This is a genomic window from Cytophaga aurantiaca DSM 3654, from assembly GCF_000379725.1.
Taxonomy (GTDB): Bacteria; Bacteroidota; Bacteroidia; order Cytophagales; family Cytophagaceae; genus Cytophaga; species Cytophaga aurantiaca.
In genome coordinates this window covers 21,334-36,231 of record NZ_KB903642.1, presented here as the reverse complement: position 1 = coordinate 36,231, position 14,898 = coordinate 21,334, and the positions used below count along the sequence as shown (strand labels likewise).

General features: G+C 37.0%; 13 protein-coding genes. 2 read left to right on the top strand and 11 right to left on the bottom strand.

The window, feature by feature from the left end:
* Positions 1-2,678 (bottom strand): glycosyl hydrolase (locus A3EE_RS21355; protein ID WP_281166478.1); only part of this gene is annotated, 2,678 nt, incomplete at its 3' end.
* Positions 2,679-2,917: 239 nt separating this feature from the next.
* Here A3EE_RS21355 and A3EE_RS0111265 point away from each other — a divergent pair.
* A complete protein-coding gene (locus A3EE_RS0111265; protein ID WP_018343550.1) occupies positions 2,918-3,244 on the top strand; it encodes a T9SS type A sorting domain-containing protein in 327 nt (108 codons plus the stop codon).
* A gap of 82 nt (positions 3,245-3,326) precedes the next feature.
* Here A3EE_RS0111265 and A3EE_RS0111260 read toward each other — a convergent pair whose 3' ends face one another.
* The 8 genes from A3EE_RS0111260 to A3EE_RS0111225 all read right to left on the bottom strand — a co-directional run bounded on the left by A3EE_RS0111260 (position 3,327) and on the right by A3EE_RS0111225 (position 11,002).
* Positions 3,327-4,364, bottom strand: a complete 1,038-nt coding sequence (locus tag A3EE_RS0111260) for a hypothetical protein (protein ID WP_157446986.1) — start codon at positions 4,362-4,364, stop codon at positions 3,327-3,329.
* 3 nt (positions 4,365-4,367) lie between these two features.
* Positions 4,368-6,134, bottom strand: a complete 1,767-nt coding sequence (locus A3EE_RS0111255) for a hypothetical protein (protein WP_018343548.1) — start codon at positions 6,132-6,134, stop codon at positions 4,368-4,370.
* 163 nt (positions 6,135-6,297) lie between these two features.
* A complete protein-coding gene (locus A3EE_RS0111250) occupies positions 6,298-7,215 on the bottom strand; it encodes a DUF5777 family beta-barrel protein (protein WP_245553833.1) in 918 nt (305 codons plus the stop codon).
* Positions 7,181-7,735, bottom strand: coding sequence for a YceI family protein (locus A3EE_RS0111245; RefSeq protein WP_018343546.1), 555 nt, complete (start codon positions 7,733-7,735; stop codon positions 7,181-7,183). Before A3EE_RS0111245 ends, A3EE_RS0111250 begins: the two co-directional genes overlap by 35 nt.
* A 10-nt stretch (positions 7,736-7,745) precedes the next feature.
* Positions 7,746-8,144, bottom strand: a complete 399-nt coding sequence (locus A3EE_RS0111240; RefSeq protein ID WP_018343545.1) for a hypothetical protein — start codon at positions 8,142-8,144, stop codon at positions 7,746-7,748.
* 87 nt (positions 8,145-8,231) lie between these two features.
* Entirely contained in the window at positions 8,232-9,401 is a 1,170-nt protein-coding gene (locus A3EE_RS0111235) for a CHRD domain-containing protein (RefSeq protein WP_018343544.1), read from the bottom strand.
* A 280-nt stretch (positions 9,402-9,681) separates the two neighbouring features.
* Positions 9,682-10,500 (bottom strand): anti-sigma factor, encoded by an 819-nt coding sequence (locus A3EE_RS0111230; RefSeq protein ID WP_018343543.1) that lies wholly within the window; start codon positions 10,498-10,500, stop codon positions 9,682-9,684.
* A 4-nt stretch (positions 10,501-10,504) separates the two neighbouring features.
* Positions 10,505-11,002, bottom strand: a complete 498-nt coding sequence (locus A3EE_RS0111225) for an RNA polymerase sigma factor (protein ID WP_018343542.1) — start codon at positions 11,000-11,002, stop codon at positions 10,505-10,507.
* A 352-nt stretch (positions 11,003-11,354) separates the two neighbouring features.
* Between A3EE_RS0111225 and A3EE_RS0111220 the strand changes: the two genes are divergently transcribed.
* Positions 11,355-12,032 carry a DUF3575 domain-containing protein gene (locus A3EE_RS0111220; protein ID WP_018343541.1) on the top strand — a complete coding sequence of 226 codons (678 nt, stop codon included), beginning with the start codon at positions 11,355-11,357 and terminating at the stop codon, positions 12,030-12,032.
* Between the two features lie 80 nt (positions 12,033-12,112).
* Here the strand turns inward: A3EE_RS0111220 and A3EE_RS0111215 are convergent, their stop codons facing one another.
* Together A3EE_RS0111215 and A3EE_RS0111210 are read right to left on the bottom strand one after the other, a co-directional pair.
* A complete protein-coding gene (locus A3EE_RS0111215) occupies positions 12,113-14,167 on the bottom strand; it encodes a T9SS type B sorting domain-containing protein (protein WP_018343540.1) in 2,055 nt (684 codons plus the stop codon).
* Between the two features lie 71 nt (positions 14,168-14,238).
* Positions 14,239-14,811, bottom strand: a complete 573-nt coding sequence (locus tag A3EE_RS0111210; protein ID WP_018343539.1) for a T9SS type A sorting domain-containing protein — start codon at positions 14,809-14,811, stop codon at positions 14,239-14,241.
* Positions 14,812-14,898: the final 87 nt, after the last annotated feature.

Below are 14,898 nucleotides of genomic sequence, written 5' to 3'. Positions count from 1 at the left end.
GATGTTAGTACTACATTTCCACCCTGACAGAATGTTGTTGTACCACCTGCAGTAATCGTTGCAGTTGGCAAGGCATTCACAGCGACAGTTGTTGCAGCAGATGTAGCTTTGCAAGTATTTGCATTCGTTACTTCAACCGTATAAGAACCTGTTGAAGTTGCTGTATACGTTGCGCTTGTTGCACCACTTATTGCAGTTCCACCAAGCATCCATTTATAAGAAGTACCTGTACTGGATGTTAGTACTACATTTCCACCCTGACAGAATGTTGTTGCGCCCCCTGCTGTGATCGTTGCTGTTGGCAAGGCATTCACAGCGACAGTTGTTGCAGCAGATGTAGCTTTGCAATTATTTGTATTGGTTACTTCAACCGTATAAGAACCTGTTGCAGTTGCTGTATACGTTGCGTTTGTTGCACCATTAATTGCAGAACCGCCAAGCATCCACTTATAAGAAGTACCTGTACTGGATGTTAGTACTACATTTCCACCCTGACAGAATGTTGTTGTACCACCAGCCGTGATTGTTGCTGTTGGCAATGCATACACCGTTATTGGAGTTGTAGCCGTACATCCTAAACTGTTTTTATATGAAATGATACTTGTTCCTGGTGCAAGTCCTGTTACAACACCTGCTGAATTAACTGTTGCAACCGTTGGTGTTGCAGATGTCCATGGTGATGTTGCATCCGGCGTACCTGTACCTGTTAACGGTGTGATTGCATTTACACAAACAGTTGGTGTACCTGTAATCGTTGGCAATGCATTCACCGTTACCTGAGTTCCTACAGAAGTCGCATTGCATGTTGACAAACTAACTTTCACTGAATACAACCCAGTTGCAGTTGCTGTATATGACGCAGTTGTCGCTCCCGATATCGGATTCCCTCCAACATTCCACTGATAGGTATACCCACTGCCTGTACTTGCATTTAATACAACACTTCCACCCTGACAGAATGTTGTTGCTGTTGCCGCAGTAATCGTAGCTGTTGGTCCGCCCATCGTAACAACTATAGGTGCCGAAGTTGTTGTACATGAACCGGTAGCTGTAACAGCAACAGTATAAGAACCGGCAGCCGCAGCTGTATACATGGAAGATGTAGCACTAGTGATCACATTGCCATTATAATACCATTTATAAGTATACCCTTTTGCAACGTTTGCTTTTAACAATACACTGCCGCCAGTACAAAAAGAAGTCGGACCGGTTGCTGTTATTTGAGCGGTATTTGTTGCCGTAGTAACTTCATCTAAGGTTGTTACTTTTGCGTGATTATACACAAGACTTAATTGTGCTGCTGAATTCTGCTGCGTTACAAGATCGCTCCACGACATGAAATACGCCCACTTGGCATCACTTGCAAAACATGCATCGGGATCCGGGATCGGACCATTCTCGGTCATTGCCACCATTTTCTGTCCGTTGACAATAGTATACAACTGATCGAAAATTAATTTTTGTGTGCCGTAATTATATGCTCCCGGATACGAATCGTATCCAAGCATATCTACTTTTGAATTTCCCGGATACCAGGAAGGTTCAGGAGTTGACCATTGCCAGATCAAATTATGTATGCCATGATAATTTACCAATCTGTTGTAAACAATATCGTACAACGCCAATGCAGCAGCCGAACCTTTGGCTCCCCACCAGAACCAGGCACCACCTGCCTCGTGCAACGGTCTCCACATCACAGGAACACCTGCTGCTTGTAATTTTTTTAATTGTGTAGCAATCGAATCGATGTCTCGTATAACAGCTGTATTTTCAGCTGTTCCAGCAGTTACCGCTTTTGTTACATCAAATGTTGTAGAGTTTGTATAGAACGTATTTGTTCCCGCTTGCCCTCCGGATGGTGAATGCCAATGCCAGTGAAAAGCAACAATACCTTTTTGACATGTGCTGTTGTACCAATCAATGGCAGCTTGTGTTGTTCCATCATCATCCCAACCAAATCCCTGACTGTTGGTAGTAGTGTTCCATTTATACGAATACCCTACTGTATAATGCTGAAAATCGTACGCTCTAAGTACAGGCTTCTTTGCAGCATTCGGAGAAACAGTCGTGTAATAATCGGATGTTTGTCCAGAAATAATTGTCTGTCCGTAACTCGATTTAAAATAATTATAAAGTGCCAGTGCTTCTTTAGTAGCTGCCGGATCTATAGGTGCAGCAGCAACAGTAGTATAATCATGCAGCGGTACGGTATATAAAGTAACTTTATCAAAATCTGTATAGCCCCAATTCTTATAAATACCAATGGTATTACTTCCTGCATTCAATGTTAAACTTCCTGCTGTAAGATCTGTATAACCTGTGGTTGCCGGAAAATTCAAACTTGAAACAAAAACACCGTTCACATAAATGTCCTGATCCTTCACACCATATGGACCATTATAGCGAATTACCAATTTATAATTACCTGCAGAAGGAACCGTTACCGGAATGGTAAGATTATCTCCCGTGTTTACCATATTGGTTACATATCCGCTTCCAGAATAACCTGCATTGGAATTCGCTATCGTCAGGCCTCCTGCACGTGTGCCGCTCTCCGCTTCTACACTTGTAACCAAGGTTTGTGCATCAGCAGGCAATATTACAAATAGTGTAATGAGCGCCGAACACAAATTGAACCAACGGTTTTTAAACGAATGCTTATGTAAAAATTGAATCATAAATTATTTCGGGTTTATATGGTACTAATATAATAAATAATTGAATATTATTAATAAAAAATAATGTAATACACTGAAATAGTGTCAATTAATAAAATTAAAGCCAATTAAACTGAATTAATCGCCCATTTCTCTCCACTATTACAATCAAATGCCTGAAAAGTAACCTTTTCTTAAAATAAGATTTTGGCACGATTATTAACATTTTCATGTATAATCTCGTATATTTGATATAATACATGAAAAAATTAGCTGTCATATTGTTTTTCCTAGGTATCGGTTTTGCATCAAATGCTCAATCGGATACAGCTACGACTTTTCTTATCTCTCCTAATCCGGTTGAAACCGACGTTACCTTTCGCATCAGTTACTTAAATAAGGATATAAAAGCAATACGTATTTATGATATGATCGGAAATGAAGTTGCTTACATTGATTTGAGCAACAAAACAGGCTTCACATCACTAACATTAGATATCAGTTCACTTAAGACAGGTATTTATTTCTGCAACCTTTACAGCAATAAAGGAATTGTTGAATCAAGAAAAATGATAAAAAATAAATAATAAAAATTTCATATCAACAAAAAAAAGGTCTTTCGATACATATCGAAAGACCTTTTTTTGTTGATATGAATACGATCACTTATTATTTAGGAACAGCTCCTGTTTTTCGAAGCGGCACAATCTTATTCAATACATCATACCAAAACGGTGCACCCATATACGCCATTACTGCTGTTGTGAGCCAGCCCAACACGCAGATAAATAATATCAGTGCTTTGCTGCAATACATTTTAAATACAGGTATTTTTTCTGAAGCAGCATTCGCTTTAACTTTTTCAAATATGGATTTACTCCAGCCTATTGGATATCCGATGGTTGTTAAACTATCAATTTCAGTACGAAGCAATTTCAATTCAGAAATCTTCTGCTGAATTTCTATCATGCGTGTGCTATCTGTTTTTGTCTGAACACCGGATGCATTCGATTTGAAATTGTCCGGATTAAAATTTTGATAGGAACCGGATGCCATATCAGCAGATACTGATCGCAGCTCTTTGTTTATCCAAAGTTCTCTGGCAACTTTAATTGTATTGATATTAAAAGCAATGCTCACACCAAAACCAAGAAGTAGTGATATAAAACCAACCTTACGTGTATACCATCCGGATACACGATCCATGTAATCGCTGTACCATTGTTCAATCGCAACTAGCGCTGATATACCTTTCATGGATGCAAATGAAACTGCACTCACAATACTTCGTTTCATTTCACCTTCGGGCAGACTTTCAACAAGCTCTTTAATTTTTGCATCACTTATTTCAGTCAAAGGCTGATGCGTAGATTTAACATTATCCCAAAAACGAATGTTATCGATCAACACCTGAGAAAATGTTGCAGGTGCAATATAACTTGGATAACGTTTTTTGAAATTACCTAAAATGCCAAGCTTAATAGGCAGCTTGTCCTGTCTGATCTGTTTGATGGATGGATGTTTGTAAAACATTTCACCCCAATTATAATCATCTTTATTCTCTAATAATTTAGCAATCGAAAAATACAACATGCGCCCTCTAAGGTCCAGCCATTGTGAAACGAGTTCTGTTAATGCAGATACAATTAAGGATACCAGCAAAAACATAAATGATAATGAAATAATAAAGTCTAAAATGGGCGTCATAACTTATTCGGGGAAATGAGTTTTAACAAAATTATATGCATTCAAACCAAATAGTTTTTCTATGCATTGATCTAATGTATATGGTTCAAAAAATTCTTCGGGGTATGAACACAAGAGATTTTTAACATCTGCAAGCAAATCTCCATAATGCATTACAGATGGACAGCTATCAATAGGATCTATAAAGCCATCGAAATCGGAGGCTACAGAGATACAATCCCAAATAGAGTCGTTCGTTTTTTCTGTGGCGAATTTATTTTTTTGAGACTCTTCAATAATGTATACCAGGTTGCGCACAAAATCTGCTGCGCTGGATTTGCCGCTGGGATTTCCTAAAATACGCTGATCAATTGAAAGTGCTATGATGCCTCTGGATTGACAGATCACCTTAATATCTTCCAGACACATGTTAATACCCCATAATGTAAACCCATCACGAGAGGTATTTCTTTTTACCAGATCTTCGGCAAGTGAAACAATCTCCTGCTTCTTCAGATCAGCTAATGTCAGATACGTTGAACCTACAACACCTACATGTGTTGCAATAACTGGTATGCGATCTTCCGGGAATAGTTTGTTATATGGAATGATGTATTCATCGTAATACACAGCGCGGGCTCTTGGATTCAGATGTTTTACATCTATTAAAATCCGTTTCCCGAAATTTGTTTTTTCGAATGTGATTTTATTATCTACTACTACACGTTTAATACCCAAACACAACTCAATTACTTTTCTTCCTATGTCTGTTACAGCCGGACCATTTATCATTCCCGGAGATTGATCCATGATCAATCGCAATTTATCCGGAAGGCTGCGTGCGTGCGCTGCAAGATAGTTGTTAAAATGATGCGATAGATTTATAATAAAAATCGGATGTGCGGTCTTTTGTCCGGTTGCCTGATCGATCCATTTTTTAAGTGCTGTAACATCTTTCAGGTCGGCAGATGATGCAACGCGATCGGATTGTTTTTTACCCCAGTTTTTCAATTCCAATAGTCTGGATTTAATCATATCCCAATCCAGCATCACATTCTCACCATTCATGCTGAATACGTGACCGCCTTCAATTGTAAGAACAACAGCAATCGTTTTAGTAATGGGAGCTTCCAGCAATGCTGCCAGATGTGTTTTAGATTGAATGATCTCATATTGATGATCTAACTTAAATTGATATTCATCCAATTGTTCCTGAGGAAATCCATTTTCGTCCAGCATTGTACTTAAACATTCCTGTGCATAGTAATTGAATGTATGCGTTTGTTTTATTCCATCCCGCGCTGCTAAAAAATAATATTCCAGTTTTGTTTCTTCCCAATAGTCAAACACTTCTTTTGTTCTACCCTGAAAGAAACGTATGCGATCAACCGAATAGCGCATCTGAAGCGACTGCGCCAATGCTCTTAGATCATTGTTCTCTGCAATAAGTGAGATGGGCTTTAATATAGTATTTATAATTTTTCCAAAACCTTTTGGGTCTTTACCGCGAACAAATCCACCTTCTAAAGGATAGAGTGATGCAAATACAAGCCGTACATTACTTGCGGCAAGCCGGTTAAAATCCGATTGCGAAAAACAGCCAGGACGTTTACCTTCCAGTTGACGATTCCAGTTTTTAGGAGCACCATCCCGCGGCGGTAATACCCAAGGCGACCATTCTTTCGGTATCCCTGATTCTACCTGCGTTATACGCTCCGGATTGTTTCTAAAATAATTAAAAGCTCTCCCCTGAGGGTGACTATGCATATCTGCAAAAAAACGTATCCCCATAAATTCCACAGTTGTTAAAAATGAAAAACTGCTTTTATTAACGGAATAAAATTGAGAATCGTTGCAGGAAAAAATAAGATCCTACCTACTAAATATACATACTATTGAATCATTTTTTTGAATAGAACAACAACTTATGCCTATATACATAAGCAATTAGAGGTTACTTATTCTTTTTATTGAATGCGAAGTCTCTTGAAATGGTGAAACCGATTTTAAATTCTCCTTTACCCCAGGAAGAACGTGTACCGGCTATGTAGCTGTTCTCAATGATTGCTGCATTGTTTGTAAAGAACATCTGAAACACGTGACCACCTGTTTCAATTTCTACACCAACACCGATAGGCAGGTAAAATGAATTGGATGGTGTTAAGTAATCTGAAAAACTATAGTATACATCTCCAATAATTGAAAAACGTTTTGTCAATTTCATGCGTCCGCCGAGGCCCAGGGAAAACAGATCGTTGTGGTCATTCGGATTAGCAACATAATTCCGATGCAGATACAACGGCATTAATTGAAGTGTTAACGACTTTGTAAATTTCCGGGCAATCAACAATTCAGTCACATAAGACATTCGATTTGCAAACTCAGAATATACGGCAGCATTCTCTTGAGGTGTAATTGCAAGATCGGCAAAGACTGTAACTGAAACAGGCATGCTGTTATCTAAGGTTTGTCGCAGCAAACGATACTTCAGAAAAAAATCTAAATTTTCAGCTACTTTACTTCTTCCGAAACCTGCTGTTAATCGATCTGTAATGCCATATTCAAAACCGAAGCGAATATCGGATGCATTATCAAAACCATACAGCGTGTGTACTCCGCCGTAGTTACCTCCTACATCTCCGAAATGATGTGTAATACGAAAGTCAAGAATTCCTTTTCTAACCGTTTCAATAGAATGTGCATTTACAATACGTGTTGCTTTAAAGCTTGCAATCACATACGCCGGTTCTTTTTCTTCAACTATAAAACTATCTAAATTTGTCTGAGCAAAAACAGCTGTATGAATCAGAAAAAACAATACACTTAGAAATGTGAATTTATTTTTTAGCAACATAAGGAATACAGGTAGCATACACACTTACTTTAATATCTTGAGCAATGTTTGAAATTTTATCTTTAGGAATATCTATTTTATGAGCAGAAGCATTCACAACAAAGTCTGCACTTAAGGTAACACTTCCCGCACTTACTTTTACTTTGCCAGATATCGTACGTACAACCTCTACGCCATGAACAAGCAAGGTACCCGTTACGGTCACGGGATATTCTCCTTCTACAGTATAATCAATGTGTTCATTGATCTTTCCCTCGAACTGCGCATATGGATATTTGTCGCTCTCCATGTACGTTTCGTTAAAATGTTCCTGCATCAATCCGTTTTTAAATACAAATGAAGAGATCAGTATTTTAAACAACACTTGATTTGTCGCTGTATTTATAACCGCAGTTGTTTTCTTTGAAGTGGCTTCAATATTTTCCAGTCGTGCTGTTGAATAAAAAGATGTTTTTGCTGTACCAGTTGCAAATACCTGAGCATGCAATGCAGGCAATGCGCACATCACAAAAAGAACGCTGTATAATACGTTTTTCATAAGATAGTTTTTAATTGTTTGGTGCACCTATTAATACCCAATCCTGAATAACCTGTATCAACGAATCTGAAAGGGGTGTTTCCTGAAAAGGCATGCCTGGTGATTCAATATGTTTTAAACGCGCAATCAATACCGTGTAATTTGGGTTTGCCGTACTCACCTTTAATGCCTCTCCTTGTATTTCATCAAAATGATTGAAGAATGCATAACCCGGGCGATCCGGGTTTGTTGCAGTATCGGAATGACATTTAAAACAATGGGTAACCAGGATCGGTTTAACATCTACAGAATAACGTACATCCCTATTAACAGGTACAGGGGTTTCTCCTTTGTTGTATGTACAAGCATTCAATAGTATGTACAGGGCTATTGAAAGCAAACAAAAATTCATTTTTTTAAAATTGTACATGGAATTTCTCATTTATCGTAATCGAAAAATAAATCTATTCTTTGACTTTTGCCAAAGAATAGATTTATTTATTTAAAGTACTATAAATTATGGTACTAATTGACCTCTTACCTCACCATTTGCAAAATTTGCACTATGAATATTTGCATAATAGTTCCCTGCAAGCAAATCGGCTTCTTGTGCAGCTGTTAACGCAACTGTCATTCCTGAAGATGGCGATGAAGTTGGTGTAGTTAATGTGAATTCAACGCCACCATTTGCACCTGCTGCTCCATTGTGTATGTGCATAGAAGTTGGCGCACCTAAACCTGAATACACAATTGTGTATGCTAAAATTTTAGTTGTTTTATTATACGTTACATAGAATGTACCAGAACCTGTTGAGCCAGACCCCGGAACTTCATTATCAGCAGTCATAGATGATTGAATCACAAGAATGTTATCTGTTGCCAGCTGACCTCTGATCTCACCATTTGCATAGCTGCTTGTATGCATGTTGATATAATAATCACCAGCTAATAAAGATGCTTCATTCCAATCTGTAAACACGTCTGTTGTGCCTGTTGCCGGAGATGAAGTTGGAGTAGTCAATGTAAATATAACACTGCCGTTTGTACCCGCTTTTGCCTCATGAATATGCATGGCCGTTGGCGTAGCAGCACCTGTATACTCAAGATTGTACGTTAATTTTTTTGTCGTTTTATTATAGATACCATTGAATATACCTGTGGCAGTAGAACCGCTTGAAGGAACTTCCTTGTTACCGGACAATTTTACATTTCTGATAATTTCAAGATTGTCTGTTAGAATCTGAGCTCTTAAAACACCATTCGGTTCTGCAGCACTGTGTATGTTTAGATAAAACTTACCTGCTAACAAATCTGCTTCCTGAGTGGCCGACAATGCAGTTGTCATACCTGATGCAGGTGAAGATACAGGTGTTGTCAATGTAAATTCTACACCACCGTTTGTACCCGGTAAACTATTATGAAAATGCATAGCAGTAGGTACTGTTCCACTGTATGTAACCGTATACGACAGGATTTTTGTTGTTGCATCGTATGTACCCGTAAACGTACCTGTAGCAGAAGTTGTGATCGATGGTACTTGATTTTCTCCCGATAATGTAACTGTTTTTAATGTTTTAATGTCGTCCATTGGTGCCGGATCGTCTTTCTTTTTACATCCCGTAAAAATTAGTACAGCACATGATACTGCCAGCAAAAATACTGCTTTGAAGTTTGTTCCCTTTTTCATTTGTTTGTTGTTGGTTTATACTAGTTGTTTAAAAATCTACCCTCGACTCAATAACCTAAAATAGATTTGCTTCATAGATACGCTATGGTATGTTCAACTGGATTTCATTTTTATAAATAAAGTTGAACAACATTACATTAGAGTATGTCTGAGATGAAAAGGTTACATACAAAGAAAAACACGCCTAAAAATAAAAAAGCATGTATCCTTTTCAGGTTACATGCTTTTTTATTTTTAGGCGTGTTAAAGTTCGTGCTACTATTTACTGACTACTGTTCACTTAAATCGTTCCTAATATATGAATCTGTTCAAGCGTCGGCGTCGGGCTACCTCCTGCTTTTTCCAATGTTACAGCAAATGCCTGTGCACTGTTAATGGATTTTAATTTTTGTAGATTACCTGCGGTTGCCAGATCAAATACACCTGCATCTACCGGTACACCTTTATCAAGCGCCCACAATTGGTATTGCATACCTGCGGGAGGAACCGGCAAACTCTTCACATCCAGAAATACTTCTTTTGTATTTTTGTTCCAGAATACCAGTGCTACCGAAGAAGGTGAGATCGGTAAACCTTTCATCACCACTTTGGTTGTTGCTGTATCTGTTATGAATGAGAAGGATTGATTTTTTTCCTGTATAATCAATTGTGTCGAATCGATCTGATAATTTGCGTTTTGTGCAAAGATCACATTCTCCTTTTCCAAAGCAATAATGTGGCCTTCAGCATTTTTCCATTTAGACCAGAAATAACCTGAAAGTACGGACGTAGCAATAGCCACAATGATCGAAGCTGCCGTGAGCCAATTAAACAAGGAAGATGTATTTGAAATTGAAATAGATTTAACAGTTTTTCCCGATTTGTTTTGAGCTACTGTCTTTTCAATTTCAGAAACAATTTGTTGTTTTAAATGGGCCGGAGGCTGTATTGCATGCGCTTGTGCAAATCCTTCCAGTGTTGCCTGAAGTGTGCGTAACTCTTCTGCAATTTCGGGATATGCGGCAGCATGTACTTCTACGTCTACGGCTTCAGCTTTACTTAAAGCACCTAAAACGTATAGTTCTAAAACTCCTGACGATATGTATTCTTCTATATTCAATGTATCAGAATAATTTTCTTAATGTTGACATAGCAGCACGTACACGTGTTTTAACCGTGCCCAGCGGCATATTTAACTCTTCGGCTATCTCTGATTGAGAATAGCCTTGAAAATACATGAGATCAATTAATTTTTTTTGTTCGATTGGCAATTTTTCTACCATTTCCTTAATTCCTATGAATTCAGGATTATTGGCCTGACTGTATTGCAAATCCGATATAGATACGTTCTCCGATACATCATCGGTTTTCATCTTCGCTTTATATTCTTTAGACCGTAGTTTATCTAAAGCAAGGTTGCGGGCAATATTCAAGATCCAGGTAAATAGCTTGCCCTTTGAGGCATCGTAATCGTTGATCTTGTTCCAGATCCTTAAAAAACAATCATTCAATAACTCCTGAGCGAACTCTTCCGAACGAACGATCTTAAATATGATCCCATAAACCGCCCCCGAATAATTATCATATAGATACTCAAAAGCCTTTACATCCTGAGCACGCAAACGCTCAACAAGTTCTTCTTCTGATATGATAATCCTTTTTTCTATGATGCGGTTATTTAGTTAATGAGACAAGTTAAATAAAATTTTATTGAATGAAGTATAATTTGAAATTAAAATTAGCCACCTATCCTTAGAGTTAGCGAAGCGCTCTAAGGATCTTTCAATAAAATAGAGTCTTTGACGCGTTCTATAGATTAGAAACGAGTCAAAGACTCTCCTCCATTATACACCCGTAGAGCCCTTCGGAACTCTACGGATAGAATACGCTAAGCGCTCTAGGCATACTTGACAACTTTATTCCCGAATTATTTCTTATAATTGCATATCAATATCTCTAATTCATTATTTTTAGATGAAAAAAGCATTTTTAATATCCCTTTCAATTGCTCTACATTCATACTGTTTTGCGCAATCTACTGATAGCTCAAACGTCATTTCTAAATCGCATAAAAACAACATTCAAATCGGAGTACCTGCTCCAATTGGATTCTTCGTTTTGCAATTTGAGAAGGCATTAACAAAAAGAATAAGTTTTAACACAATTGCTTTTTGTGATTACCAATATTATTCAAAAGATCATCCTATTGATTATTCAATTGGACTGATGCCGCAACTCAGATGGTACACACAAAAGAAAAAGGGATACAATCAGGGTTTTTATATTTCAGTTTCTGCCACCGCTTTTTATGAAGAATCGTATGCTTCCGGCTCATACAATCCTCAAACCGGAGACATCCAGTTAAACAGTTCTGATTTAAATCCCGGTTTACATCCCGGATATTATTACGAAGACAATATTATCAAACAACAATTCGGCGTATATGCAGGTCCGGGAATCGGATATCAGTGGCTCGTTAAAAAAAGATTTATTATTGACTTAAATTACAATATTCAATACGCTTTTTTTCAACGGGAGCGTTATAAAAATCTTCCTGTACAAAACGAATGGCAAAAACCAGAGCGCAATACAAAAGATTTTCGTTCATATATGATTGCCCCATTGCTTATAAATATTGGGTATGCGTTTTAATTTCATCTGAAAAAAAATAACGGGAATAGAAAACTACTCTATCCTTAGAGTAAGCGAAGCGCTCTACGGATAGAGTACAATCAATGAATAATTTCAACCCAGCCTTTTTTGCTGCAATTGTTATTATAATTGGCTTCGTAATAATATACACCATCAGTTAATTCATTAGACGGACACCAATTGTTTTTATACTGTTCATCTAAAAAAATACGACTGCCCCAGGAATTATAGATACTCATGCGAATTATTTCATTTGCATTATTTGATCCGGCAATCAAACAATCGTTTTGATGGTCGTTGTTTGCAGTTATTAAATTAGTCACATCCACTGTACTATTTTTAAGATACAAACTATCTTCTTTTGTACCACAACTGTTTTTTACAACGATGTTGTATTGACCTGTTTCTGAAACCGGACTGGAAATAGTTGTTTTATTTTCATTGACCCAGTAATATGTGTAGGTAGTATTAGAAGGAAGTTCTAAGGGTTTTGATTCGCAGGTATACACCGTATCTTCTGCCAGATGTACGACAGGATAATCTTCAATGGTAAATTGTTGTGTGGCAGTGTCTGCCAAACAATAGTTATATGATACCAAACTCGCAGTATACACACCAGGAGTTACAGACAAATCAAATGTATCTGCATCAAAACGCTGCAGGGTATTTTGTCCTGTTTTTTTAACAAGCCAATACAAGCTGTCTACAGGAATATTTGTATTTCCTTTTAATGTAACAGTAGTATTAAAACACGAAGGTGATGCTACCGTATTTGAAAGTGCGTGCGCTACAGGAAATGCATCGGGCTTTTTATAATCGGGATGATAAAAGTTGTAGATGTAGTTGTTGCGGGCTATATAGCTGAATTGTGGAATATCTTGTGGTTCCTCATATGAAGGCATTAATAAAGAATCAACTAAATTCGACGGAACAAAAGTTTGATCAATGTTTTTAATTTCACCTAAGTAGCCAACAAAATTCCTGGTAATAGGATTTATAGAAACTCTTTTAAACTTATGGATTAAAATATTATTCTCTTTACCATAATCAGTTCCTACATAAACATTTTTATCTAAATTAAAATAGAAAGGTGTAGATGTTTGAGTATTTAAATCGTATTGAAACGTCCATACAGAGGAAAAGAAACCAGCATCGTGATAGTATAAATACCTTGAGTCATGTGAAAATAAATTTGCATTAAAACCACTTGGAACAGCAATAGTTTGTAAACTAGTAAAATCGAGTAATCCGGACTGACTATCAAAATGTGAAATAAATAAATAAGTTGACGTATTATCGGAAATTTTAAATCCCGGAAAAGCTACATAGTCTCCTTTAGTAGAATATACGCATTGAAATCCCAAACCATAAGAAGCTGTATAAGATATATACAGAGGCTTATTTTTATATTCAAAATCAGGGATTGGACTTATTACAGGTGCATCTATGCTACAGGAATTTACTTTATAATTAAAAATCTTATTAGTATGATATTTTAAAACTGTAACCCAGGTATCAATATTATTCTGATGCTTTACACCACTTAAAGAAGGTCCTACTGAGTCAGCCACAAAAATATTTTTTTTAGTAACTGCCCCGCGGCCATTGTTTGCCTGCATATCTATAATGCTATATTCTAATGTACACAAGTCCCAAAACTTACTGCATTCGTTTGGATAATAACAATTAGGTGTTGTTTCTAAGGGTTGATTCAGCACATAATTCCAATTTTCTTCATGGGGCAGTGTTTCAAATAAATAATAATACCTACGATTGCTTTCTTCAATGGGAACAATTAGGCTTGATGTATAATGATTACTAAAGTTATATTCATGAACATTACCTCCATTCATTATTTGTCCGTTTGCTTCATAAAGCGTAGCCCCATCATAATAAAAAAGTAAATTACCCACCGTGTCGCAAATCGAATTTGCATACATTGTATTCATGATGCTTTTGTAGTTTGTATTAAAAGGGTTATATAAATTCGTATTGTTTATTGTTACATCGGGATCATTAGAATTAAACTTTAAAATATATTTAAAACCAATAACCCGTTTATCGGTTTCGTGTTGAGCAAAACCGATATTGGAAAAAATAAATACTATAGCAATCAATGCTAATTTAATTTTCATATAATATAAAAGGCAATGCGTATCCTTATACTAAGATAAGGATACGCATTGCCTTTTGTTTAATTTTACGCTTAATATTTAATTACTTTTTTATTGACAGTCGCACCATTATGTATAATCCGTATAATATACATGCCTGATGCCCAATCAGCGGTTGAAATAGAAGTTAATTCAGACAATACATTTTTCTTGTATACGTTCTTACCTGCAGCATCTATGACCTCAACGCTAACGGATGTCGAATTCTCATCTTGTGCATATACCGATAAATCAATCGAAAACTCCGTATTGAATGGATTAGGATAAATCACTACTTCCGTATTTGATACTTCATCCTGGTTTGTGCCAACACGTTGTAACGCTGGCGCACATGCATTTTCATAATACAAGTTCCAGACTTCCAGTTCTAAGCCATTACCAATAGCACTGTTATGACCTGCGCCAATGTAATATAGATGGTTACCTGAATATATTGGACTCTGAATATACATATCAAATCCTTCCGGTGATTTTACCTGAGTTGCAGCATTAAAGATCCACGTTGTACCCGATAAATGTGCCTGATAAATATTGGCGAATTTGTAAACTCCTGATGCAACAGTGCGCTTGTTATTGGTCGCTCCTGAACGGAGCTCCGTACGCAACTATTTGTGAGGTATATTTTTCTACAGATATGCCATCCCTACGGGATTGTTTCATACAAGTAGTAGTCTGATAAATGTAAAATCAGA